General features: G+C 70.7%; 19 protein-coding genes and 1 other RNA gene. 4 read left to right on the top strand and 16 right to left on the bottom strand.

Annotation, left to right across the window (positions count from 1 at the left end):
* Nucleotides 1-21: 21 nt before the first annotated feature.
* From ACIPKM_RS02320 to ACIPKM_RS02285, 8 genes are all read right to left on the bottom strand, one after another.
* Entirely contained in the window at nucleotides 22-1,686 is a 1,665-nt protein-coding gene (locus ACIPKM_RS02320) for an APC family permease (RefSeq protein WP_070416379.1), read from the bottom strand.
* Between the two features lie 126 nt (nucleotides 1,687-1,812).
* Nucleotides 1,813-2,580: a hypothetical protein gene (locus ACIPKM_RS02315; protein ID WP_402736088.1), complete on the bottom strand. Its 768-nt coding sequence runs from the start codon at nucleotides 2,578-2,580 to the stop codon at nucleotides 1,813-1,815.
* Between the two features lie 156 nt (nucleotides 2,581-2,736).
* Nucleotides 2,737-3,114, bottom strand: a transfer-messenger RNA (tmRNA) gene (ssrA, locus tag ACIPKM_RS02310).
* A 96-nt stretch (nucleotides 3,115-3,210) separates the two neighbouring features.
* A complete protein-coding gene (gene smpB / locus ACIPKM_RS02305) occupies nucleotides 3,211-3,687 on the bottom strand; it encodes an SsrA-binding protein SmpB (protein ID WP_022907777.1) in 477 nt (158 codons plus the stop codon).
* A 205-nt stretch (nucleotides 3,688-3,892) separates the two neighbouring features.
* Nucleotides 3,893-4,807, bottom strand: coding sequence for a permease-like cell division protein FtsX (gene ftsX, locus ACIPKM_RS02300; protein ID WP_070416381.1), 915 nt, complete (start codon nucleotides 4,805-4,807; stop codon nucleotides 3,893-3,895).
* On the bottom strand, nucleotides 4,804-5,559 hold the full coding sequence (gene ftsE / locus ACIPKM_RS02295) for a cell division ATP-binding protein FtsE (protein WP_070416382.1): 756 nt from the start codon (nucleotides 5,557-5,559) through the stop codon (nucleotides 4,804-4,806). Before ftsE ends, ftsX begins: the two co-directional genes overlap by 4 nt.
* A gap of 51 nt (nucleotides 5,560-5,610) precedes the next feature.
* Nucleotides 5,611-6,720, bottom strand: a complete 1,110-nt coding sequence (prfB, locus tag ACIPKM_RS02290) for a peptide chain release factor 2 (RefSeq protein ID WP_070419094.1) — start codon at nucleotides 6,718-6,720, stop codon at nucleotides 5,611-5,613.
* Between the two features lie 61 nt (nucleotides 6,721-6,781).
* A complete protein-coding gene (locus ACIPKM_RS02285; protein WP_071302200.1) occupies nucleotides 6,782-7,945 on the bottom strand; it encodes a cysteine desulfurase family protein in 1,164 nt (387 codons plus the stop codon).
* A 58-nt stretch (nucleotides 7,946-8,003) separates the two neighbouring features.
* Between ACIPKM_RS02285 and ACIPKM_RS02280 the strand changes: the two genes are divergently transcribed.
* The 3 genes from ACIPKM_RS02280 (at nucleotide 8,004) to glgB (ending at nucleotide 14,917) form a co-directional block, all read left to right on the top strand.
* Nucleotides 8,004-10,022, top strand: a complete 2,019-nt coding sequence (locus ACIPKM_RS02280) for a glycogen debranching protein (RefSeq protein ID WP_402736087.1) — start codon at nucleotides 8,004-8,006, stop codon at nucleotides 10,020-10,022.
* 141 nt (nucleotides 10,023-10,163) lie between these two features.
* The gene (locus tag ACIPKM_RS02275) at nucleotides 10,164-12,164 is read left to right on the top strand and encodes an alpha-1,4-glucan--maltose-1-phosphate maltosyltransferase (RefSeq protein WP_261647054.1); all 2,001 of its coding nucleotides are present in this window, start codon (nucleotides 10,164-10,166) and stop codon (nucleotides 12,162-12,164) included.
* Nucleotides 12,161-14,917: a 1,4-alpha-glucan branching protein GlgB gene (glgB, locus tag ACIPKM_RS02270; RefSeq protein WP_402736086.1), complete on the top strand. Its 2,757-nt coding sequence runs from the start codon at nucleotides 12,161-12,163 to the stop codon at nucleotides 14,915-14,917. Before ACIPKM_RS02275 ends, glgB begins: the two co-directional genes overlap by 4 nt.
* A 240-nt stretch (nucleotides 14,918-15,157) precedes the next feature.
* Here glgB and ACIPKM_RS02265 read toward each other — a convergent pair whose 3' ends face one another.
* Together ACIPKM_RS02265 and ACIPKM_RS02260 are read right to left on the bottom strand one after the other, a co-directional pair.
* Complete coding sequence (locus ACIPKM_RS02265) at nucleotides 15,158-16,162, bottom strand: tetratricopeptide repeat protein (protein WP_402736085.1); 1,005 nt, start codon at nucleotides 16,160-16,162, stop codon at nucleotides 15,158-15,160.
* Nucleotides 16,159-17,895: a hypothetical protein gene (locus ACIPKM_RS02260; protein WP_402736084.1), complete on the bottom strand. Its 1,737-nt coding sequence runs from the start codon at nucleotides 17,893-17,895 to the stop codon at nucleotides 16,159-16,161. Before ACIPKM_RS02260 ends, ACIPKM_RS02265 begins: the two co-directional genes overlap by 4 nt.
* A 185-nt stretch (nucleotides 17,896-18,080) precedes the next feature.
* Between ACIPKM_RS02260 and ACIPKM_RS02255 the strand changes: the two genes are divergently transcribed.
* The gene (locus tag ACIPKM_RS02255) at nucleotides 18,081-19,973 is read left to right on the top strand and encodes a hypothetical protein (protein WP_402736083.1); all 1,893 of its coding nucleotides are present in this window, start codon (nucleotides 18,081-18,083) and stop codon (nucleotides 19,971-19,973) included.
* An 89-nt stretch (nucleotides 19,974-20,062) separates the two neighbouring features.
* On the opposite strand, the gene ACIPKM_RS02250 is transcribed toward ACIPKM_RS02255, so the two are convergent.
* The 6 genes from ACIPKM_RS02250 to frr all read right to left on the bottom strand — a co-directional run bounded on the left by ACIPKM_RS02250 (nucleotide 20,063) and on the right by frr (nucleotide 24,324).
* Entirely contained in the window at nucleotides 20,063-20,791 is a 729-nt protein-coding gene (locus ACIPKM_RS02250; protein WP_402736082.1) for an alpha/beta hydrolase, read from the bottom strand.
* The gene (locus tag ACIPKM_RS02245) at nucleotides 20,788-21,093 is read right to left on the bottom strand and encodes a hypothetical protein (RefSeq protein ID WP_070416388.1); all 306 of its coding nucleotides are present in this window, start codon (nucleotides 21,091-21,093) and stop codon (nucleotides 20,788-20,790) included. The genes ACIPKM_RS02250 and ACIPKM_RS02245 overlap by 4 nt, the downstream gene beginning before the upstream one ends.
* Before the next feature lie 14 nt (nucleotides 21,094-21,107).
* Entirely contained in the window at nucleotides 21,108-21,764 is a 657-nt protein-coding gene (locus ACIPKM_RS02240) for a transglycosylase SLT domain-containing protein (RefSeq protein WP_374475066.1), read from the bottom strand.
* A 396-nt stretch (nucleotides 21,765-22,160) separates the two neighbouring features.
* A complete protein-coding gene (locus tag ACIPKM_RS02235) occupies nucleotides 22,161-22,709 on the bottom strand; it encodes a DivIVA domain-containing protein (RefSeq protein ID WP_070419098.1) in 549 nt (182 codons plus the stop codon).
* A 68-nt stretch (nucleotides 22,710-22,777) separates the two neighbouring features.
* Complete coding sequence (locus ACIPKM_RS02230) at nucleotides 22,778-23,770, bottom strand: phosphatidate cytidylyltransferase (protein ID WP_175473642.1); 993 nt, start codon at nucleotides 23,768-23,770, stop codon at nucleotides 22,778-22,780.
* A complete protein-coding gene (frr, locus tag ACIPKM_RS02225) occupies nucleotides 23,770-24,324 on the bottom strand; it encodes a ribosome recycling factor (RefSeq protein ID WP_070416389.1) in 555 nt (184 codons plus the stop codon). Before frr ends, ACIPKM_RS02230 begins: the two co-directional genes overlap by 1 nt.
* Between the last annotated feature and the right edge of the window lie 32 nt (nucleotides 24,325-24,356).

The following is a 24,356-nucleotide window of genomic DNA, read 5'->3' as shown; positions in this document are numbered from 1 at the left end:
GCGCGCCCCGTGGCGCGGGTCCTAGTGGTGGACGGGCTCCACGACGCCGCTCTCCTCGACGTCGCGGACGTCCTCGGCGGTGCGGAGGATCTCGTCGCGGTCGGACGCCGAGTTGATCGCCCAGTAGTAGATCACCAGGGAGAACACCGCCACCACGACGATGTCGATCCACAGCGGGAACACCGGGTGCGTCAGCGGACCGAAGTCGCTGAGGAACACGATGAGCCCCATGCCGATCAGGTACGGCAGCAGCCACTGGGCCGCCTTCCAGTCCCAGCGCGGGCGGACGCTCGAGGCGCCGCGGAACACGTTGTTCAGGATGATCACCACGGCACCGATGAGGATCGCGACCCCGAGCTTCCAGTCGGTGTCCCACCCGGTCCAGAGGATGATGAGGTTCGCGACGACGAACGCGATCGGTGAGAGCAGCGTCGCGGCCGGCATCCGGTAGGGGCGCTCGACCTCGGGGATCCGCTTCCGGAACGCGCCGAGGGCCAACGGTGCACCCGCGTACATCAGGACGGACGCACTCGTGATGAGGCTGACCAGCCCCTGCCACGACGGGAACGGTGCGAAGCACGCGCACCCGACGACGAACGCCACGATGAGGCCGACCCAGGGAACGCCCTGCTTCGTCGTCCACTCGAAGGCCTTCGGGAAGTACCCGTTGCGGCTGAGCCCGTACGAGATGCGGCTCGTGGCCGTCACGTAGATGAGGCCGGTGCCGGCGGGCGAGATGATCGCGTCGATGAAGATGACCACGGCGAGCCAGGTGATGCCGGCCGCCATCGCGATGTCGGCGAACGGTCCGGTGTACTTCGTGAAGTCCGCGGTCGCCCACGAGCCCTGGATCGCGTCGGAGCGCAGGACGCCGAGGAACACGATCTGGAGCAGCAGGTAGATCACGAGCCCGATGAGCACCGAGCCGATGACGGCGCGCGGGATGTCGCGCTTCGGGTTCTTGGCCTCGCCGGCGAGCTGGTCCGCCTGCTCGAAGCCGAGGAACGCGAAGATGATGCCCGACGTCGACACCGCGGCGAGGATGCCCTTCGCACCTTCGGGCATGAAGCCGTCCGCCGCGGTGAAGTTCGAGCCGTGGAACCCGCTGAACGCCAGGACGATGATGACCAGCAAGGGGATGGCGACCTTCCACCAGGTCGCCGCGGAGTTCGTGTTCGCGAGGATCTTCACGCTGAGCATGTTGATCACCGTGACGACGGCCATCAGGACGATCGCCACCGCGATCCCGGCGCCGGTCAGCAACTGCTGGGTCTCACCCTCGATGACCACGGTGTGCAGCCACGGGTGGGCGAACTGCCAGTGCTGCGCGTACTTGATCATCGCCTCGACCTCGATCGGGGCGACCGTCACGGACTGCAGCCACGAGAACCACCCGAAGGAGGCTCCGGCGATGCCGCCGAAGGCGATGTGGGGGAACCGCGCTGTTCCACCCGCGATCGGGAACATGCCGCCGAGCTCGGCGTGCACGAGTGCGAGGACGAGGATCGCCACGCCACCGATGAGCCACGAGATGATCGCGGCGGGCCCGGCGGTCTTCAGGGCCTCCTGCGAACCGAAGAGCCAGCCGGAGCCGATGATCGACCCCGTCGAGGCCCAGATGAGCCCGATGAAGCCGACGTTGCGCTTGAGGCCGGAGTCCGGCAGCGCCTGTGTCGTTGTAGCCACTGTTGCTCCTGTCGATGAGCGCCGCCCCTCGGACGGGGGCTGCGCTCATCGACTCTGGCACCGTGACAGCACTTTGGTCGGATTGTTTAACACAATGGAAACAAACGTGCTGTACAAGCCCTCAGGCTACTTCTTGTCGCGCTTCTTCTTGCTCTTCTTGTCCGACTTCTTCTTGTCGTCGTGCTTCTTGTCCGACTTCTTGTCCGACTTCTTCTTCGCGTCCTGCTTCTTGCCGGACTTCTTCTTGTCGGACTTCTGCTTGCCCTTCTTGTCCGGCTCGGGCTCGGGCGACTCCACCCCGTCGACGGGTTCGACCACCACCGCGCTCCCCGTGTCGGCGAGGACGTCGACCTCGTGCTCCTCGAGCGTCGGCGCGAGCGCGTCCTCCACCCGCTCGACGACGATCGACGCACCGTCCTCGGCGAGCCGGACGAGCGCCTGGGCTGCCCGGACGCGGGTCGTCGTCTTCCGGGCGAGCACGTCGGCTCGGGCACCCTCGAGGAAGGCACGGAGCGACCGTTCGACCACCGAACGACCCCGCGGCGCCGAACGGTCGAGGCGGTCGAGCTCGCCGGCCACACCGGACACGTCGTCCTCGACGTGCTCGTGCCGCACGGACTCGATGAGCGCGGCGATCGCGGCAGCCCCACGCTCGACGGCTGCGGACCGCTGGTCGAGCACGACGAGCATCTCGATCACCGAGCCGTACGTCACCGTCTCGAGGCGGACCGGCTCGGCTCCACGCCCGCGGATGACCAGCCGGGCGTCCGGCGTCGGCAGCCACGCGGCCAGCGCAGCGACGGTCGCGACCGAGGCCACCGCCCGCTCGTAGTCGGCGAGCACCACTCGCTCCTGCTCTCGCAGTCGGACTCGGATCGCGATCTCCTGCACCACGTGGACCTCCCGTTCGTGGGCACGGGCGTGTTCCCGCGCCTGCTGCGGATCGTAGTCCTCGGAGGTGGCGGGACAGCGAACGCCCCGGCATCGTCCGGGGACGGTGTCGGGGCGTTCGGTGTGGCAGTGCGTGACAGCGGTGCGGCGTCCGGCGAATGGTGGAGATGGGGGGAATCGAACCCCCGTCCATCGCTGCAATTCGACGTCTTCTACGGGCGTATCCGGATGGTTCGTTCTGCTCGGCCCCGTCCTTTGCTACCGGCTTCTAGGACGACGGGCCCAGTCTCAGTGCAAGTCCCGCACGGCCCTGAGGCGCAACCGTGCAGCAAGTCCTCTGGATGACGCCGGAACTCAGGTTAGAAGACGATCACCTGGCCGACGGACTTCATGTGCTGGGCTGCTTACGCAGCGAGAGCGAAGTCAGTGCGCTTGGAATTGGCACTTGTTGTTTTCCACGGATCGTTGACGAGATGACCGTGGGTCCTCGGCCCGCTTCCCGTCGGCACACAGGCAATGTCGAAACCGATCATCCCCATGCGGGCCGGACGTGCGAACCGCTGTCGCGCTCTTGAGTTGCCAATGCTCCGATCGGAGCAGTCCCTCAGTCTAGCCGACCGAGCTGCACCGGCGCTACTCGCCGACGCGGTTCCGGGTGCGCATGGCCCGCTCGGCCTCGCGCTTGTCCGTCTTCTCGCGCAGGGCCTGGCGCTTGTCGAACTCCCGCTTGCCCTTCGCGACCGCGATCTCCACCTTGGCCCGGCCGTCGTGGAAGTAGATCTGCAGCGGCACGAGGGTGTAGCCGCCCTGCGCCGTCTTGTGCGAGATCTTCACGATCTGCTGCTTGTGGAGGAGCAGCTTCCGCTTGCGCCGGGGAGCGTGGTTGTTCCACGTGCCCTCGGTGTACTCGGGGATGTGCACGGCGTCGAGCCAGGCTTCGCCGCCGTCGATGAAGGCGTACCCGTCGACGAGCGAGGCGCGCCCTTCGCGGAGGGACTTCACCTCGGTGCCGGACAACACCATGCCGGCCTCGTACGTGTCCTCGATCAGGTAGTCGTGACGCGCGCGACGGTTCGTCGCCACGATCTTCTCGCCGCGTTCCTTCGCCATGCGTGTCTCCTTCCGTGCGGGCGCTGCGGATGCGCAGCCCTACAGACTACCCAACGCGCGGCACCCACCGCACCTTCCCGGCGCGCCGCCCGCGCCGGACCGGTGTCGGCCGCCGCCGAGACTCGGCCACGCGGACACTTTCGCGGCACCGGAGGCACGAAAGTGTCCGCGGGCCCGAGACTCGGCCAGCACGACCGCCGGCGCGTCAGACCTTCAGGTAGCGGCGGATCGCGACGAAGGCGGACAGTCCCGCCAGCACGATGCCGATCACGATCACCGACGGCACCACGACGGCCGCGTCCCCCATGCCGATGAACGCCGTGCCCGAGAACCGCTGCGCGAGGTAGTTCCGCACGAAGAACCAGACCACCGCAGTGATCGCGCCACCGGCCAGGACGGCCCCGATGGCAGCGGCGATCACCCCCTCGAGCACGAAGGGTGTCTGGATGAACCGGTTCGACGCCCCCACCAGGCGCATGATGCCGAGCTCTCGCCGTCGACTGAACGCGGACAACCGGATGGTCGTCGCGATGAGCAGCACGGCGGCGACGAGCATGAGCGCCGCGATGCCGATCGCCGTGTACGACGAGGCGTTGAGCAGGTTGAAGATCGGTTGCAGGTACCCGCGCTGGTCGACCACGCTCTGCACGCCGGCGACCTTCGACAGGCTCTCGACGAGGACGTCCGCCTGCGACGGGTTCTTCAGGTTCACCCAGAACGTCTCGTTGAGGTACTCGGGCTTGACGAACTCCGTCGCCGGCGAGTCCTTGAACTGCTGCTTGAACCGGTCGTACGCCTGGTCCTGGTCCTCGTAGTACGTCTTCTCGATGTACGGCTTGAGGGTCGACGAGTCGAGCTGCTCCTGGACCTGCTTGCGCTGGTCGTCGGTGGCCTTGGCCCCCGTGCAGTTGCCCGTGGTGTCGGTGTCGGTGCAGAGGTAGACCGCGACCTGCGCCCGGTCGTACCAGTACCCCTTCATCTGGTTGATCTGCATCTGGAGCAGGATCGCGGTGCCGACGAAGGTGAGCGAGATGAAGGTCACGAGGACGACGGACACGACCATGGACGCGTTGCGCCGCAGGCCCGAGCCGACCTCGGACATGACGAGCCCGAGCCTCATCGGATGATCCCCGGGATGGTCTGGATGCCGGTGGTGTTCGAGACGCCCGCGCGCTGGATCGGCACGGCCTGGGTCTGGTAGCCGCCGGACTGCTCGTCGCGCAGGATCGTCCCGTTCGAGAGCTCGATGACGCGGCGCTGCATCTGGTTGACGATGCTGGCGTCGTGGGTCGCCATGAGCACGGTGGTGCCTCCCTGGTTGATGCGTTCGAGGAGCGCCATGATGCCGGCCGAGGTCGTCGGGTCGAGGTTGCCGGTGGGCTCGTCGGCGAGGAGGATCGCCGGCTTGTTGACGACCGCACGGGCGATCGCCACGCGCTGCTGCTCACCACCGGAGAGTTCGTGCGGCATGCGGGTCGCCTTGCCGGCGAGGCCCACGAGCTTCAGCACGTCGGTGACGGCCTCGCTGATGAAGCCCTTGCTCTTGCCGATCACCTGCAGCGAGAACGCGACGTTGTCGAACACGTTCTTGTTCGGCAGGAGCCGGAAGTCCTGGAAGACCACGCCGAGGTTGCGGCGGAAGTACGGGACCTTGCGCGACGACAGGGCGCCGAGCCGCTGCCCGAGCACGTGGATCTGCCCGCGCGACGGCTTCTCCTCCTTCAGCACGAGGCGGAGGAAGCTGGACTTGCCGGACCCGGACGCGCCCACGAGGAAGACGAACTCCCCCTTGAGGATCTCGAGGGAGATGGCGTCGAGGGCGGGGCTCGGGTTGCCCGAGTACACCTTGGTGACCTGGTCGAATTTGATCATGACCGGATCAGGGTAGGTCGCGTCGCCCGGAAATCAACCGAGGCGCGCGGCTCAGGAATCGTCGGATTGTTTGCGCCAGCGGATGCCCGCGTTGATGAACCCGTCGAGGTCACCGTCGAACACGGCTGAGGGGTTGTTCACCTCGTGCTCGCTCCGCAGGTCCTTGACCATCTGGTACGGCGCCAGCACGTACGAGCGGATCTGGTCGCCCCAGCTCGCCGTGATGTTGCCGGCCAGTTCCTTCTTCTTCGCGTTCTCCTCTTCCTTCTTGAGGAGCAGGAGGCGCGACTGCAGCACGCGCATGGCGGCGGCACGGTTCTGGATCTGCGACTTCTCGTTCTGCATCGAGACGACGGTGCCGGTCGGGATGTGGGTCAGGCGGACCGCGGAGTCCGTCGTGTTGACCGACTGCCCACCGGGGCCCGACGAGCGGAACACGTCGACGCGGATGTCGTTCTCGGGGATGTCGATCGACTCGGTCTCCGGCATGAGCGGGATGACCTCGACCGCGGCGAACGACGTCTGCCGCTTGCCCGCGGCGCCGAAGGGCGACATCCGGACGAGGCGGTGCGTGCCGGCCTCGACCGACAGGGTGCCGAAGGCGTGGGGGGCGTCGACCTCGAACGTGGCGGACTTGATGCCCGCTTCTTCCGCGTAGGACGTGTCCATCACGGTGGTCTTGTAGCCGTGCTGCTCCGAGTAGCGGAGGTACATGCGCAGCAGCATCTCGGCGAAGTCCGCGGCGTCGACACCACCGGCACCGGCACGGATCGTGATGACCGCGGGTCGGTCGTCGTACTCGCCGTCGAGGAGCGTCTGCACCTCGAGGTCGCCCATCGTCTTCTGGATCGCCTTGAGCTCGGCGGCAGCTTCGTCGGCGGAGTCCTGGTCGTCGGCCTCGTTCGCCATCTCGACCAACACCTCGAGGTCGTCGATGCGGCGCTCGGTGTCGGTGATCTTCTTCAGCTCCGACTGCCGGTGCGAGAGCGCGCTCGTCACCTGCTGCGCGTGCTCGACGTCGTCCCAGAGGTCCTGGGCCCCGGCCTGCTCGCTGAGGTCGGCGATCTCACGCTGCAGGCGGTCGACGTCGACCACCGAGCGGATGTTGCCGAAGGTCTCGCGGAGGGCGGAGAGCTGCTCGGTGAAGTCCAGTTCGACCATGATCACCGATCCTACCGGTGCTTCCCAGCCCGGGAGGCGCGGCTCGGCCCCGGTGGACCGGTCAGCGTCCCAGGAGCGGTTCCCTCGACGCCATCCCCGCGGCTCCGGCGCGCGCCACCGCGTCCGGCAGCGCGGCGAGGAACGCGTCGACGTCGGCGTCGGTCGTGGTGTGCCCGAGCGTGATCCGGAGCGCACCGCGGGCGTCCTGCTCCGACAGCCCCATGGAGAGCAGGACGTGCGAGGCCTCGGGCACGCCGGCCTGGCACGCCGAGCCGGTCGACACCGCGACCCCGGCGGCGTCGAGCAGGAAGAGCAGCGAGTCCCCCTCGCAGCCCGGGAACGTGAAGTGCGCGTTGCCGGGGAGCCGGTCGACCGGGTCCCCCATCAGCACCGCGGTGGGCACCGCTGCCCGGACCCCGGCGACGAGCCGGTCCCGCAGTGCCCGGACGTCCGCGTGCGGCATGGAGGCCGCGACCCCGAAGGCCGCCGCTGCCGGGGCGTCCTGCGTCCCGCTCCGCACCTGGCGCTGCTGCCCGCCGCCGTGGATGAGCGGCTCGACGGTCGCACGACGGCCGAGCACGAGCGCGCCGATGCCGACCGGGCCGCCGATCTTGTGCGCCGACACGCTCAACGCGTCGAGCCCGGAGGCGGCGAACGACACCGGTACCTGGCCGTACGCGGCGACCGCGTCGCTGTGGACGGGCACGCCCGCGGCGTGCGCGAGCTCGACGATGCGTGACACCGGCGCGATCGTGCCGACCTCGTTGTTCGCCCACAGGAACGTGACCAGGGCGACGTCCGAGGCGTCGGCGAGCCGCGCCTCCAGGGCAACCAGGTCGACGCGACCCTGTGCGTCCAACGGGACCACGTCGACGACCGCGCCCTCGTGGCGCTCGAGCCACTCGACCGTGTCGACGGTCGCGTGGTGCTCCCCGCCGGGGACGACGATGCGCGGGCGCGGACGGTCCTGCTGCCGCGCCCAGAACATGCCCTTCACGGCGAGGTTGATGCTCTCGGTGCCGCCGGAGGTGAAGACGACCTCGACCGGGTCGGCGTCGAGCGAGGCAGCGACGGCGGCGCGGCCGTCCTCGAGCAGCATCTTCGCCTGCTGCCCCGCGCTGTGGATCGACGACGGGTTGCCGACGGTGCCGAGCGCGGCGGTGAACGCGGCGAGCGCCTCCGGCAGGATCGGCGTCGTCGCGGCGTGGTCGAGGTAGACCGGCATCTGCACCCCCTGAACGAGCGTTTCCAGGATACTCGTCGGTCCTCGTACCCTTGGTGCCATGCACGAGACGGCGATCGACGAGACCCCGGGGTTCCTCCTGACCGCCGACGTCCCGCGGTTCTCGGTGCGGTCGGCGACGGCGACGGCCGTGTCGGTCGTGGTCGACGGCCGCGGTACGTTCCCGCTGACGCGGTCCGGCGACGTCTGGACGGGTGCCGTGCCGGGAGTCGAACCCGGGGACACGTACCACCTGCTCGTGGACGGTCCCGCCGGTCCGCGCGACGCGTTCGACGCGGAGCGTCCGCTGCTCGACCCGTACGCCCGTGGGATCGTGCGCGGCACCGGACCACGCTGGACGGGTGTCGTGGTCGACGACGCGTTCGACTGGGGCGGGGTGGTCAAGCCGACGACGCCGCTCGACCGGGTCGTCGTCTACGAGGCGAACGTCCGGACCCTGACCGCGACGAACCCCGCCGTCCCGGAGGACCTCCGCGGCACGTACGCCGGCGTCGCCCACGAGAGCACCATCGCGCACCTGCACCGGATCGGCGTGACCACGCTCGAGCTGCTGCCCGTGCACGCCTTCGACACCGAACGGTGGCTGCGGGACGCCGGACGCGAGAACGCCTGGGGCTACAACACGCTCGGGTTCTTCGCGCCGCACGCGGCCCACGCCTCCCGCGGTGCACGGGCCGAGGGTGCCTCCGCGGTGCTGCGCGAGTTCAAGGGCATGGTCCGACTCCTGCACGCCGCCGGGATCCAGGTCGTCCTCGACGTCGTCTACAACCACACCGCAGAAGAGGGCATCGGCGGCCCGACGACCTCGCTCCGGGGCATCGACGGGGCGAACCGCTACCGGTGGACCGCCGACGGCGCCTCGTACTACGACACCACCGGCTGCGGGAACACCCTCGACACCTCGGTCGAGGCCACGGCCGACCTCATCGTCGACAGCCTGCGCTACTGGGCGCGCGAGGTGCAGGTCGACGGGTTCCGGTTCGACCTCATGGCGGCGCTCGGCCGCGACGCCGACCACGTGTTCGACCCGTCGCACCCGCTGCTCGAGCGGATCCGGAACCACCCGGACCTGCAGGACACCCTGGTCATCGCCGAACCGTGGGACGTCGGACCGGACGGGTGGAAGACGGGCTCGTTCGGCGCGCGGACGAGCGAGTGGAACGACGGCTTCCGGAACACCGTGCGGCAGTTCTGGCTCACCGACATCGCCGAGGAGCGACGCCACGGCGCCCCCGCCACCGGCATCGGCGCGCTCGCCGGGGCCCTGACGGGCTCGCGCCACCTCTTCGACACGGCACGCGGGCCGCTCGCCGGCATCAACTTCGTCACCGCCCACGACGGCTTCACCCTGCTCGACCTGGTGTCGTACGACGGCAAGCACAACGAGGCGAACGGCGAGGAGAACCGCGACGGCTCGAACGACAACCGCTCGTTCAACCACGGCATCGAGGGCGACACCGCCGACCGCGGCGTGCGGGCGGCGCGGGGCCGGTCGATGCGGAACCTCGTCGCGACGCTCATGCTCTCCGCGGGCGTGCCGATGCTCACCGCCGGCGACGAGCGGAGCCGGACGCAGCACGGCAACAACAACGCCTACGTCGTGTCCGAGGACCTCACCCCGGTCGACTGGTCGGACGACGAGGACGCCGAGGCCATGACCGAGGCCGTCTCCGCACTCGCACGGCTCCGCGCCGCGCACCCCGCGCTCCGGCCGACCCGGTTCGGCGTCGAGGGACAGGAGACCCCCGGCGCGTCCCGGATGTCCTGGTACGGGCCCGACGGCCACCCGATGACGGCCGAGGGGTGGGACCAGCCGATCCACCGCGCGCTGCAGTACTTCGTCGAGTCGACGCCGGAGCACGAGCCGTTCGACCGCGTCCTCGTGGTGGTGCACGGCAGCGGGCGCACGCGGGACATGACGCTGCCCGTGCGCGAGGACGTGCTCGGGTACCGGCTCGCCTGGTCCAGCGAGAAGCACCGCGACCACGAGCGGCTCCGGCCCGCGGGTCAGGTCTTCACGGCGTACGGGCCGGGCATCCACGTGTTCGAGATCGCCTGACGGCGGCCCGTCCAGGAGGCGCGGGTCGGCTCCGGCACGACGGTCGCGCGGTGCTCCTCCACAGCGCCACGGCGCGCCCGGGTCTCCACGGACGGCACGTTCCGGGGAACGCGGAGGCGCTCGCCGGGTAGCGTCGGCTCCGTGGCCACTGCAGACCGACCCCGCCGACCGAAGATCGGGCGCATCCCGATCACCGAGCTCGCCCCCACGACGCCCAACGGGTTCCCCGGCAAGGCGTTCGACGGCGAGGTGATCACGTTCGGTGCGACCGTCTTCCGCGAAGGGCACGGTGTCATCGGCGCCGACCTCGTCCTCGAACGACCGGACGGCGGCACCAGGACCGTCCCGATGGCGCTCGTCGCCCCGGGCACCGACCGCTACGAAGCGACCGTCCAGGTCGACCACACCGGTGTGTGGACGTGGCACGTCGAGTCCTACGCCGACGACTGGTCGTCCTGGCTGCACGGTGCCCGCCTGAAGATCGCCGCGGGCGTCGACACCGAGGCCACCCTGCTCGACGGGGCGGCGCTCCTCGACCGACTCGCCGACGAGACCGACTCCCCCGCCGCCACGCGTGCTGCGGCGCGCATCCGCGACACCGACCTCGACCCGGCCGAACGACTCGCCGCCGTCGACGACCCGCGCATCACGGGCGAGGTCGAAGAAGCGCCGCTCACCTCGCTCCGGACGCACTCGCCCACGCAGCTGCTCGACGTCGAGCGCACCCGCGCCGGTGTCGGCGCATGGTACGAATTCTTCCCCCGCAGCGAAGGCGCGAAGAAGAACCCCGACGGCTCGTGGAAGAGCGGCGACTTCCGCACCGCGGCACGGCGGCTCCCGGGCGTCGCGCGCATGGGCTTCGACGTGGTGTACCTCCCGCCGATCCACCCCATCGGCACGACCGCGCGCAAGGGTCCGAACAACACGCTCACCCCCGGCCCGCACGATCCCGGCAGCCCGTGGGCCATCGGCGGCCCCGACGGCGGGCACGACGCCATCCACCCGGACCTCGGCACCGAGGACGACTTCCGCGACTTCGTCGAGACGGCGAAGAACACCGGGATGGAGGTCGCGCTCGACTTCGCCCTGCAGTGTTCGCCCGACCACCCCTGGGTCACCGAGCACCCCGAGTGGTTCACGGTGCGCGCGGACGGCTCCATCGCCACGGCCGAGAACCCGCCGAAGCGCTACCAGGACATCTACCCGATCCAGTTCGACACCGACCCCGAGGGGCTCGTCGCCGAGGTCCTGCGGGTCCTGCGCCACTGGATCGCGCTCGGCATCCGCATCTTCCGCGTGGACAACCCGCACACCAAGCCGCTCTGGTTCTGGGAGCGGGTCATCCGCGAGATCCGCGACGAGCACCCCGACACCGTGTTCCTCGCCGAGGCGTTCACGCGCCCGGCGATGATGCGCGCCCTCGCCGAGGTCGGGTTCCAGCAGTCGTACTCGTACTTCACGTGGCGGAACTCGAAGGACGAGATCGCCGACTACTTCGACGAGCTCTCGCACGAGACGAGCGCGTACCTGCGTCCGAACCTGTTCGTGAACACGCCCGACATCCTCACCGAGTACCTGCAGTTCGGCGGCCGCGCCGGGTACAAGATCCGTGCGGCGCTCGCGGCCACCGGTGCGCCGACGTGGGGCATGTACTCCGGGTACGAGCTGTTCGAGGACGTCGCACGCCCCGGCTCGGAAGAGAACATCGACAACGAGAAGTACGAGTACAAGCCGCGTGACTTCGCCCTGGCCGAGGCCGAGGGCGCGAGCCTGGCGCCGTACGTGACGATGCTCAACCGCTTCCGGCAGGCGCACCCGGCGCTCCGCCAGCTCCGGAACCTGCACGTGCACGACGCCGAGGACCCGGCGATCGTCGTGTACTCCAAGCACCTGCCCGGACGGTTCATCCGCTCCGGGCGCGACGACACCGTGATCGTCGTCGCGAACGTCGACCCCCACTCGGCCCGTGAGACCACGGTCCACCTCGACCTCGCCGCCCTCGGCCTCGACCCGGAGCAGGCGTTCGACGTCCGCGACGTCGTCACCGGCCAGCGCTGGGTCTGGGGATCGTCGAACTACGTCCGCCTGGACGCGTTCCAGGAACCCGTGCACCTGCTCGTCGTGGAGGGACCCCACCGATGACCGACACCCACCCCGAGGACGACGCACCGACGGCAGCGCCGAACGACCGGGGGCAGGGGCCGAGCGTTCCGCCGGTGCCGCCGCCTCCGCCGCCCGTGCTGCCCCGCCGCATGCCGGCCGACACCCCGCGCCCGACGCACCCGGCACAGCACGTCGCACCGGAGCCGCCGGCAGCCGGAGGACCGCGTCCGTCCGCCTCCCCGGAGCCTGCGACCCCCCGCTACGAGCCGCGTGTCTCGGCGCCCGGCGAGGACCTGCCCGGTGCACCCCCGGCCCGACGGGAAGCGCCGGACCGCGACGTCGCCGAGTCGGCCACGCTCGCGGGACACGCGTCCGACGCGGCCCATCCGCGGCACGTCACGGTCGAGGCGGTCGAGTCCGTCGAGCGGTCCGCGGCCGCCGGTGACGGCACAGGAGGCGCGACCGGCGTCACGACGTCGGCCGACGCGGGCGACACGGACGGCCCCGGCGACGGGGCGGACGCGCCCACCAGCGAAGGCGGCAGCCCGCTCGCCGCGACGAGCGAGGCGGGGTCGACCCGCGCCTCCCGTCCGACCGACACCGCGCCGGAGACGACCGGCCCGCGTCCCGCCCCCGTCGAGGAGTGGCTCCGCCAGCAGGTCGCCGAGGCCCGCTGGTCCCAGCCCCACGACGTCCTCGGACCGCACCCCGTCGACGGCGGCACGAGCGTCCGGGTGGTCCGCCACCTCGCGACCGCCGTGCGGATCGTCCGACCGGACGGCGACGACGTCGAGCTCACGCACGAGGGCGACGGCCTCTGGGCCGGCGCGACCCCCGGCGAGCTCGGACGGTACCGGGTCGAGGCCGACTACGACCCGGACCCGTCGACCGACAGCGACGACATCACCTGGACGACCGACGACGCGTACCGGTTCCCCCCGACGATCGGCGAGCTCGACCTGCACCTCTTCGGCGAGGGCCGTGACGAGCAGCTGTGGCACCACCTCGGCGCGCACGTCACCACGGTCGACGGCGTGGACGGCGTCTCGTTCACGCTCTGGGCCCCGCGGGCGACCGCAGCCCGGGTGATCGGTGACTTCGAGGGCTGGGAAGGCCGCACCACCGCGATGCGTCGCCTGACCGACCTCGGTGTCTGGGAGCTGTTCTGGCCCGGCGCCCTCGTCGGTCAGCGGTACAAGTTCCAGCTCCTCACCGACTCCGGCTGGGTGGAGCGGGCCGACCCGTTCGCCCGGCGGACCGAGGTCCCGCCGCTGACCGCCTCCGTGATCGACGAGTCGCACCACGAGTGGTCCGACGGCGACGCGCAGTGGATGGAGCACCGGGCACGGACGACCACGCACGACCGTCCGATGAGCGTCTACGAGGTCCACCTCGGTTCGTGGCGTCCGGGGCTGTCCTACCCCGAGGTCGCCGACCAGCTCATCGGCCACGTCCAGTACACGGGCTTCACCCACGTGCAGTTCCTGCCGCTCGCCGAACACCCCTTCGGCGGATCGTGGGGCTACCAGGTCACGGGCTACTACGCCCCGACGGCCCGGTTCGGCTCCCCCGACGACCTCCGGTACCTCGTCGACCGCCTGCACTCCGCCGGCATCGGCGTGATCATGGACTGGGTCCCCGGGCACTTCCCGAAGGACGAGTGGGCCCTGGCGAAGTTCGACGGCTACGCGCTGTTCGAGCACCCGGACCCCCGTCGTGGCGAGCAGCTCGACTGGGGCACGTACGTGTTCGACTTCGGGCAGCCGCAGGTCCGCAACTTCCTCGTCGCGAACGCGCTCTACTGGCTCGAGGAGTTCCACATCGACGGGCTCCGCGTGGACGCCGTCGCCTCGATGCTCTACCTCGACTACTCGCGCACCGAGTGGCTGCCGAACATCCACGGCGGACGCGAGAACCTCGAGGCGATCTCCTTCCTGCAGGAGACGAACGCCACCGCGTACAAGCGCTACCCGGGCATCGTGATGATCGCCGAGGAGAGCACCTCGTGGCCGGGCGTCACGCAGCCGACCAGCGCGGGCGGTCTCGGGTTCGGCCAGAAGTGGAACATGGGCTGGATGCACGACACCCTGCAGTACATCGAGCGCGACCCGGCGTACCGCAGCTACCACCACGACGAGATCACCTTCTCGTTCGTGTACGCGTTCAGCGAGCAGTTCACCCTGCCGATCAGCCACGACGAGGTCGTGCACGGCAAGGGATCGCTCTACGGCAAGATGCCCGGCGACGAGTGGCAGAAGCTCGCGAACGTGCGGGCATACCTCGCGTTCATGTGGGCGCACCCCGGCAAGCAGCTGCTCTTCATGGGGCAGGAGTTCGCCCAGCCCAGCGAGTGGTCCGAGGCGCGCGGGCTGGACTGGTGGCTCCTCGACGACCCGGGGCACCGCGGTATGCAGGACCTCGTGTCCTCGCTCAACCGGGTGTACCGCGAGACGCCGGCGCTCTGGACGCACGACGCCACGGCCGACGGCTTCGAGTGGATCGAGGGTGGCGACGCACCGCACTCGACGCTCGGGTTCCTGCGGAAGGACGGCGACGACCGGCTCGCGGTGTTCGTGAACTTCTCCGGCGTGCCGGTCGAGCGACGCTTCGGGTTGCCGGCGGCCGGTGCCTGGCACGAGGTCCTCAACACCGATGCCGCGGAGTACGGCGGGTCGGGCGTGGGCAACCTCGGCGTGGTCACGGCCGAGGACACCCCGTGGGCGGGGCGTCCGGCGTCCGCGCACCTCGTGGTGCCGCCGCTCGGCGCGGTCTGGCTGAAGCTGGCGCGCTAGCCCCGCGCACACGACGGACAGGAGGCGCGGTGCCGGCTGGCACCGCGCCTCCCGTCCGTCGTGCGGTCGCGTCCCGATCGCGACCACGACCGCGGCGCAGAACCACGGTGTGGAACCACGAAACCGACGTCGAACCAGGGTGCGACCGTGGTTCGACGTCGGTTTCGTGGTTCGACGCCTGCGCCGGCGCGCCTGGCGCGCCTGGCGCGCCAGGCGCGCCCCACGCCGACGCGTTGGCGCTCAGTACAGCGCGCTCGCCAGACGCCGGCGCGCGGCGACCACGCGCGGGTCCTCGGTGCCGATCAGCTCGAAGTACTCGACGAGCCGCACGCGGAGCGCCTCGCGCTCGTCCCCGAACACCGTCGGGACGAGGTCGAGCAGCCGGCCGAACGCGTCGTCGACGTGCCCGCCCGAGATGTCGAGGTCGGCGACCGCGAGCTGCGCCTGCACGTCGGAGGTCCCGGCGGCCGCAGCAGCCCGGATGTCGTCGGCGGTGCGGCCGTTCAGCCGGTCGAGCAGCGACACCTGTGCGAGCCCGGCGACGGCCATCTGGTCGTGCGGGTCCTGCGCGATCGCGGTCTTGTACTCGTGGATCGCGGTGGCGTAGTCGCCCTGCTCGATCGCGTCGTACGCGGCCTGGTGGTGCGGCGGCAGCGGCTCCGGCTCGGGCTCGCCCTGCTCGACGGCGTCGGCCGCGGCCGCTCCGTCGACCGTGACGCGGCCGGAGACACCGTTCTCGGCGGCTGCTGCGAGGACCTGCTCGTAGACATCGCGGACCTGCGCCTCGGGCAGCGCACCGACGAAGAGCCCGAGGGGGCGTCCGCCGATGAGCGCGGCCACGGTCGGGATCGACTGCGCCTGGAACGCCTGCACGAGCTGCGGGTTCGTGTCGGCGTCGACCTTGGCGAGCAGCACACGGCCGTCGTACTCGGCGGTGAGCTGCTCGAGGATCGGCGAGAGCTGCTTGCACGGCCCGCACCACTCGGCCCAGATGTCGACGATCACGGGGACGATCGTGGAGAGCTGCAGGACGTCCTGGAAGGTCTGGTCGGTCACGTCGAGGACGAGCGACGGGACGGTCAGGTCGGCACCGGTCTCGCTGCCGGGAGCACCGGCGGCGACGCCGGACCCGGGGCCGCCGGCAGCGGCCCCGCCGGGCTGGGGCGGCCGCTGGGCGCGGTCCACCAGGGACGACAGGTCGACGGCTCCGCGGAGACCGGACGGGGTCGGGGGGACGTTGGTCATTGCACCTCACTCGCTGCTGTCAGGCCCTGCGTGAACCCGAGCAGGACCACTTTGTCATCGGTGCCCACCGGGGGCACGTAGAAGAGCAGCTGCACGCCGTAGGTCGCGCTGATGCCCTTCGTGCTGGAGTCGACACCGGAAAGCGCCTTCACAGCACCCTCGGTGTTCACCTCGGCGCCGGCCGCGGTCGGCGTGACCTTCTCGACCTCGTTCAGGTCGGCGGACACGAGCGCTCCGGCACCGTCCGTCGCGATCGCCACGGCGCTGTCGTCGGGGACCTCGGACGAGTACTCGATCTTCGCGGTGTCCGGCAGCGACTCGGACTTCTTGTCCTTGTAGGCCTTGCCGATGGTCGACCGGAGGCCGTCGCCGTCCGCCTGGAACAGCGACGCGTACGAGCTGTCCTTGTCCTTCGAGAGGATGTCGCCGTACGCCTTCGCGATCTCGTCGGGTGCGATGGCGAGCAGCTTCGTGTTCGACGCGAGCAGGGCGGCACCGATCGACGTGGGCGCGAGGCTCGGGATCTTCGCCGCGGCCTCGAGCGAGACGTCGTAGGCGACCTTGTAGTCGTCGCGGGCGGAGTCCTGCACGAGCGTCAACGCCTGCGGGGCCGACTTCGCGTCGCAGTCCTCGGCGACGACCGCGAACACGGTGCGCGGCCACGAGTCGGTCTGCTGCGGCAGCGCCACGCACACCTGCTCCCCCGAGATCGTCGGCGGGGCGTCGACGTCCGAGTCCTTGCCGCGGATCGTGTAGTTCGCCGCGCGCAGGTCGAGGGCCGCACCGGTGAAGCGCTGCTCGGCGAGCTTCGCGTCGCGAGCGTCGTCGGCACGCTTCGCCACGTACGCGACCCGCTGGACGATCCGGGTGATCTGCTGCTTCGTGGCGGCGGTCGGCTCGGTCTGCGCAGCCGTCCCGGTCGCCGTCGCGGTGGGCGTCGGGCTGGCCGCGGACGCCCCCTGCGGCCAGTAGTCGGACGAACAGCCGGCGAGACCGAGGGCCCCGACGAGCAGGACCGGGATCGCCACGAACGCCCGGCGCCCGCGACGACCGCGGACCGGTACCTGGGCGCCGGCGGCCGCGGCACGGCGCGAAGCACGCACGCGCGGCGGACGGGAGCCCCCGCTGCGGCGGCGGGGTCCACGGCCACGACGCTGGTGCACGAACGCCCAGACGAGCAGGACGATGCCGCCGACGAGGAACACGCCACCGGCGACGAGGAGCGGACCGACCGACGGCGTCGCGGTGTCACGCGGCCACGTGACCGAGACGTCGCTCGGTGCCGCGGTCGTGCCGTCGCCGACGATGATCACGCTGACGTCCTCGGGCAGACGGACGGTGAACTGTCCGGCGCTGTCGTACTCCTGGTACCAGAGGTCGCTTCCCGCGGGGTCCGGCACGGTGGACTCGGAGCCGGTCGTGCGGCCGACGAGCTTCGCCTGCTCGGCGTCGAACCGCATCGTCGTGTGCTTCGCGTCGCCGATCCAGGCGTCGACGTCGCTCGTCTTGCCGTAGGCCGCGAACACCTTGCCCGAGCCGGAGACGTTGATGCGCTGGTAGCCGGGGTTGGCGTTGAGCGTCGAGCCCGGGATCACGGTGACCGGGGCGGAGCTCTTCGAGGACGATGCCGCGACGAGCGACGACGGTGGCTCGAACACGGTCCGCTGGCCGACCGCGAGGGCGACGAGCAGCAGCCCGATGACGAAACTGACGATCGCCAGGACGAATCGCACGGATCTTCTCCCTACCGCGCCGGGGTGGGGGTGTCGGCGCGCGAATCAGCGCTCCAGGATAGCGAGGGAGTCTGGACGGCGCATCCCCCACCGCTGTCCGCGGTCACAGCCCACCGTCTCCGCACGCCACTACAATCGTGCCGGGCCTTCCCTGCGCCCTCCGCCGAGCACCCAGGAGCGAACACGTGGCGAACGACGAGGCAGAGTTCGGGACCGAGCTGCGCGGGTACCGCCGCGAAGACGTGGACCGCTCGCTGAACGATCTGCGCCGCGAGCTCATCAAGTCGAACAACGACCGGGCCGACGCCGCGAAGGAGATCCGCCTCCTGCAGGCGCGCGTCTCCGAGCTGCAGGGCGAGCTCGACGAGGCCGGCACCCCCACGTACAGCGGACTCGGCACCCGTCTCGAGTCGACCCTCCGCGTCGCCGAGGAACAGTCCACGCGGCTCATCAGCCAGGCCGACATCGACGCGCAGCGGCTCCGTGCCTCGAGCCGTGCCGAGGCCGACCGCACCCTGCGCGAGGCGCAGGACGAAGCCCGCGACACGCTCGAGGACGCCCGCACCCGGTCGACGAACGAGCTCACCCGTGCCCGCGCCGAGTCGGCCGACACCGTCGAACGCGCCCGCGCCGAGGCCGGGCTCCTGACGCAGGATGCCCGCAACGAGGCCGCCGCCATCCGCGGTGCCGCCGTGACCGAGGCGGCCGAGGTCCGCTCGGTCGCGATCCGCGAGACGAACGCGCTGCGCGCCCAGGTCGAGCACGAGGTCGCCGAGCTCCGCGAGATCACCCAGCGCGAGTCCGCCGAGGCCCGTCGCGCCGCCGCCGACCTCGACCGCGAGACCGAGCACCGCCGCAGCGTGTTCGAGGCCGACCACGCCCGCCGTGTCGAGGACCTCGACCGCGACGAGACCACCCGCCGCGACGCCCTCGAGCGCGAGATCGCCGAGGGTCGCGCCGCCTGGCACCGTGAACGCGACGACGAGCAGCAGGCCCACGCGCTCGAGCTCGAGACCGGGCGCGCCGACCTCGCCGCCGAGGTCGACCGCCGTCGCGCCGAGCTCGACACCGAGCTCGGCGACCGCCGCCGTGTCCTCGACGAGGAACTCGCGGCCGCCCGCGCAGAGTGGGACCGCGAACTCGCCTCGGCCCGCGCCGCGCTCGAACAGGAGATCGAGGCGGCACGAGCCCAGCTCCGCGTCGACGAGGAGCAGACCCGCACCGAGAACGCCCGGCTGGTGCAGGAGACCGCGGACCGCATCGCCCGCGAACTCGACGAGCATGCGACGCGCATCGAGCGGGAGCGCGCCGAGGCCGAGGCGACCGCGGAACGCGCCGCCCGCGAGCACGAGAACGAACTCGACGCCCGCCGCGAACGCGAGCACGCCGAGGTCGACACCGAGATCGCCGACCGCCGCACCGCCGAGCTCGGCACGCTCGAGGCCGAGCGCACGGCACTCCGGCAGGAGATCGACACGGCCCGTGCCGACCTCACCCGCGAGCGCGACGAGGTCCGTGCCGAGATCGCCCGCGAACGCGACGAGGCCCGCACGACCCTCGAGTCAGAACTCGCCGCCCGACGTGACGACGCCGAGCAGGACTACCTGCAGAAGCACCACGACACCGTCACCGAGACGCAGAAGTACCTCGACGAGGCGAACCTGCAGCTCGCCGAGGCGACGCGCCGCGCGACCGAGGCACGCGAACGGGCCGAGCGCCTCCAGCAGGAGGCCGACGACCTCGAGCGCTCCAGCACCTCGGACGCGCAGGAGCACGCGCGCACGATCGTCGCGGACGCCCAGGACCGCGTGCACAAGATGATCGCCGACGCCGAGGAGCGCACCGCCGGCATCATCGCCGAGTCCGAGGACCGCCTCGCGGCCATCCGGACCGAGCGCGATGCCGTCGCCGGCTACCTCGAGAACCTCCGCGGGGTCCTGACCAACGCGACCGGCCTGCTCGGCACGGCACCGTCGGTCGACGCCGCCGAGCCGGCGGAGCTCGTCATCGAGCCCGACGACGAGTCGGTCACCGACGACGCGACGGTCACCGACGACGAGGACGCGACCACGCGCTGAGCGTCGGCCGGTCCAGGAGGCGCGACCCGCGCCTCCTGGACCGGCCCGCGTCGTCGACGCGACGCGTCCCCCGCGACCCGGCCCGTCCGTCAGTCGGTGACGTGCGTCGGCAGCGGTGCGCTGCCCGGCACGACGAGGTCCGCGATCGCGTCGAGCACGATCCGGACGTACTTCTCCCCCACCCAGAGGTGCTTCGCCCCCTCGACCGGGACGACACGGACGTTCGGCGCGATGGCGAACCGACGTGCCGCCTCCTCCGGCTGCAGGAAGTCGTCGTGCTCGGGGACGAGGGCCACGACGGGGACGGACACCTCCGCCCAACGGGCGAGTTCGTCGTCGGTGGTGCGGTGCAGCGGCGGCGAGAGCAGGACGACACCGGCGACCCGGCCGGCCTCGACGTGCTCGAGCGCGTGCTTGAGGATCACCTCGGTGCCGAACGACCACCCGACGAGCCACGGTGTCGGCAGACCGCGGTCGGCGACGTCCGTGACGGCGGCGCGCAGGTCGAACCCCTCGGAGACGCCGTCGCCGAAGACGCCCTCGGACGTACCGCGCGGGGACGTCACCGAACGGAAGTTGAACCGGAGCACCGCGATGTCCGCGAGGGCCGGGAGCCGGGCCGCCGCCTTCTTCAGCACGTGCGAGTCCATGAAGCCGTGCGCGGTCGGCAGCGGGTGCAGCGTGACGATCGTGCCGCGAGCAGCGTGCTCCAGCGGCTCGGCGAGCTCTCCGACCAGGGTGAGGTGGTCGTCCGTGACGAGCTCGATGTCGGTGCGTCGGGCCGGCAGCTCGGTGTTCGACCGGATCTCGGTGGTCATGCGATGCTCCAGCAGTGGTTGTGCCAGTGGCGGCGGGACGCCAGGTCGGCCTCGTCTCCGAGGACCCCGTCTGCACGCCAGACGACGACGTGCGCCACGCCGGGCAGCACCGTGCCGCCGCAGCCCGGGCAGATGTACTCCTTCTGCGCCGAGGCGGCGGAGATGGGCTGCACGAGGTACTCACGGCCGCGACGCACCTCGGTGCGCTTCCACGAGCTCATCATCCGGTCGAGACCGGTCGGCTCGTCGTCCTGCTCGGGACCGCGGCCCCGAGGGCGTCGCGGCCGGTTGCTCCGCGGCACCTGCGTTCAGCCGATCAGTACCAGTTGTTCGCGACGCTGTGGCCCCAGGCACCGCACGGCGTGCCGTAGACGCCGGAGATGTAGTTGAGGCCCCAGGTGATCTGCGTCGCCGGGTTCGTCTGCCAGTCAGCGCCGGCCGTGGCCATCTTGCTGCCGGGGAGCGCCTGCGGGATGCCGTAGGCACCGCTCGGGTTGTACGCGTTCACGCGCCAGCCCGACTCCTTGTTCCAGAGCGAGACGAGGCAGTTGTACTGGTCGGTCCCCCAGCCGCGCGCGGCCACCATCTCCTGCGCGATGGCCTGGGCGCTGCCCGGGTCCGGCGTCGCAGCGGTCGCCGCGAGGGTGTTCGAGGCGCTCACCGAGGCGGTCTCGTCCGTGGCGGTGTCCGCGTCGGCATCCGTGGTCTCGGTCTCGGTCTTCGGCTTCTCGACGACCTTGGGCTTCGGGAGCGTCACGCCGTACGCGTCGCGGGAGACGTCGAACGCGGCGTAGGTGCCGTGCGCCGTGTACTCCTGCGGGGCCGCCGGCGCCTTGACGAGCACCGGAGCGGAGACCGCTGCCTGGGCCACGTCGGGCTGCAGCGGGTTGAACAGCGAGCCGACGACGATGCCGGACACCGCGAAGAAGGACAGCACCGGCACTGCAGCGCGCTTGCGCACGAAGGTGTTCATGCTCTGCGGGGACGACGACGGCTTCGCGGCTGCGGCGACGGCGCGGGCACGACGCTGCTTGACGATGCGGGGGTCGGCAGGGGTGGCGGGCACCGCGTGGGCGACCGACGCCTGCGCGTCCGTCGTGTCCGACACGCGGTTCGCCGCGACCGACTTGGGGGCGACGGCCGGAGCGGTCGGCACCGATGCCGTGACTACCGTCGGGTTCGCCGGGAGGACCGAGTTCTCCGCCGTGCGGGTTCGGTTCAGTGCCGCGCGGCGCTCACCGGCGGCCGTGAGGCCGAGGTGCTCGCGGGTATCGCGGTCGGAGCTGATGTCTGCCGTGTGCCTGCCCATGAGTTCGACCAGGATAACGGAACGATCACGGAAAGCGAAGCACCCGCCACCAGCGCGTCGTCAGCGGACAGCGAGCATGACCTCGACGACGGCGTCGAGCAGCGCGTCGACCTGCGCTTCGCGGTAGCCGCCGTGCTTGGGTCGGAAGACGATCGAGCGGACCTCGGTCAGGCTGAGCGGCTTGCCGTCGCGGAAGTAGCCCTCGAGCCGCTTCGCGAAGGCGTCGACGTCCTTCGGGTGGTACCCGGTGCCGAGGAAGCTGACGCGACCGAACCGCTGCCCGTCCGGACGCTCGAGACGCGCCACGACGTCGGAGGCCTTCGACCGGGCTTCGGCGTACCAGGCCTTCTGCCCGATGTCCGCGATCTCCCGCTCGCGCTCGCGAGCCGCGAAGGCGTCCTCGAGCCGTTCGAGTGCGGCGTCGACGTGTGCGGTGGAGTAACCGCCCTTGCGCATCGAGAAGGCGGTGGCCCGGATCTTCGCGGCCTCGATCGCCGGAGCGGTGTCGTTCGCCGTGTAGGCGCGGCGGGCGTCCTCGAGGAAGCGCTCGACCTCGTCGACGTCGTATCCGAGGGCGGAGCGGTCTGCGTTCGGGAAGGTGGTGGCCACGGCGACATTCTGCCAGGACCGGACCATGGTGTGACCTGGACGCGCTGGGGCGTGGGCCAGGGGTCCGTTCAGTGGTTGACGACGAGGTACAGCACGTAGGCGACGGCGGCGGACGGCAGGATGCTGTCGATGCGGTCGAGGAGTCCACCGTGCCCGGGCAGGAACGACGAGATGTCCTTGATGCCGAGGTCGCGCTTGATCATCGACTCGGTGAGGTCGCCGAGCGTGGCGGATCCGGAGATGAGCACGCCGAGGATGATGCCCGTCCACCAGGGCAGCCCGAGCATGAGCCACGAGACGAGGATGCCGACGATGATGCTGGCGGCGACCGAGCCGGCGAAGCCCTCCCACGTCTTCTTCGGGCTGATCCGCGGCGCCATCGGGTGCTTGCCGAGGTTGAGCCCGGTGGCGTACGCGCCGGTGTCGACCGCGACGACCACGAGGATGAAGCCGATCACCCAGAGCTGTCCGCTGGGCTGTGCCGCCAGCAGCACGACGCAGGCGCCGAGGAGCGTGATGTAGGCCTGCACGAACAAGCCGTTCGTGAGGTCCCGCACCACGTTCCCCGCGGCCGGCTTCGGACGCGCGATCGCGACCTCGACCAGGCGCCAGAGGCTGATGAACACGATGCCGCCGAGGAGCGTGAACAGCGCCGGGATCTGACCGCCGATGAACGCCGCCGGCACGATCGCCACACTGACGATGACGCTCGGGATGCGCGGCACGTCGCGCCCGGCGAACCGCATGGCGCTCGCGAGCTCGTAGACGCCGACGCCGAGCAGGAACGCCCCGACGACCATGAACGACGGCTTCCAGATGAGCAACGAGCCGAGCATCACGACCGCGAACGCCAGGGCGATCCCGATCGCGGCCGGCAGGTTGCGTCCGGTGCGCGCCGTCAGCGCCTCGTTGCGGGCGCCGAAGTCGGCCTTCCGCTGCCGGAGCTGCGCCTCGAAGTCGGTGCGTGCGGCTCGTGCGCGCGCGTCGAAGTCCTGACGCAGCCCCTTGGCGGAACGCTTCTCTGCTGTGGGGCGGTCACCGCCCTGGTCCGGACGGTGCATCAGACCTCGAGGAGTTCGGCTTCCTTCTTCTTCAGCGAGTCGTCGATCTGGTCGACGTGCTTCTTCGTCAGGGCTTCGAGGTCCTTGTCGCCACGGGAGATCTCGTCGTCGGAGATCTCGCCCTTGAGCGCGTCGAGGTCGTCCTTGGCCTTGCGGCGGATGTTGCGGATGACGACCTTGTGGTCCTCGCCCTTGCTCCGGACGAGCTTGACGAACTCCTTGCGTCGGTCCTGCGTGAGCTCCGGGATCGTCACGCGGACGATGTCACCGTCGTTCGTCGGGCTGGCGCCGAGGTTCGGGAACGTCGCGATCGCGCGCTCGATCTCCTTGAGCGCCGTCTTGTCGTACGGCGTCACGATGAGCGTGCGGGCCTCGGGGGTCTGCAGCGACGCGAGCTGCGCGAGCGGCGTCGGCGTGCCGTAGTACTCGACCGGGATCTTCTGGAAGAGCGCCGCGTTGATGCGGCCGGTGCGGACGGTCGAGAAGTCGTCCTTGGCGACCTCGACCGCCTTCGCCATCTTCTCGGTGGCTTCGGTCAGGACATCACTGATCACGGTGTTACTCCTTCGGTACTGGCGTCGAGTCT

The sequence above is a fragment of the Curtobacterium sp. NPDC086286 genome (assembly GCF_044746255.1).
GTDB lineage: Bacteria > Actinomycetota > Actinomycetes > Actinomycetales > Microbacteriaceae > Curtobacterium.
Note: the sequence above shows the minus strand (reverse complement) of the source record. Positions and strands in the feature narration are given on the sequence as shown.

Coding starts and splice junctions, on each gene's coding strand:
- smpB (WP_022907777.1), bottom strand. CDS start 3,687: ATGGCGAAGGAACGCGGCGAGAAGATCGTGGCGACGAACCGTCGCGCG.
- ftsX (WP_070416381.1), bottom strand. CDS start 4,807: ATGAGGCTCGGGCTCGTCATGTCCGAGGTCGGCTCGGGCCTGCGGCGC.
- ftsE (WP_070416382.1), bottom strand. CDS start 5,559: ATGATCAAATTCGACCAGGTCACCAAGGTGTACTCGGGCAACCCGAGC.
- prfB (WP_070419094.1), bottom strand. CDS start 6,720: ATGGTCGAACTGGACTTCACCGAGCAGCTCTCCGCCCTCCGCGAGACC.
- ACIPKM_RS02285 (WP_071302200.1), bottom strand. CDS start 7,945: ATGCCGGTCTACCTCGACCACGCCGCGACGACGCCGATCCTGCCGGAG.
- ACIPKM_RS02280 (WP_402736087.1), top strand. CDS start 8,004: ATGCACGAGACGGCGATCGACGAGACCCCGGGGTTCCTCCTGACCGCC.
- glgB (WP_402736086.1), top strand. CDS start 12,161: ATGACCGACACCCACCCCGAGGACGACGCACCGACGGCAGCGCCGAAC.
- ACIPKM_RS02265 (WP_402736085.1), bottom strand. CDS start 16,162: ATGACCAACGTCCCCCCGACCCCGTCCGGTCTCCGCGGAGCCGTCGAC.
- ACIPKM_RS02250 (WP_402736082.1), bottom strand. CDS start 20,791: ATGACCACCGAGATCCGGTCGAACACCGAGCTGCCGGCCCGACGCACC.
- ACIPKM_RS02240 (WP_374475066.1), bottom strand. CDS start 21,764: ATGAACACCTTCGTGCGCAAGCGCGCTGCAGTGCCGGTGCTGTCCTTC.
- ACIPKM_RS02230 (WP_175473642.1), bottom strand. CDS start 23,770: ATGCACCGTCCGGACCAGGGCGGTGACCGCCCCACAGCAGAGAAGCGT.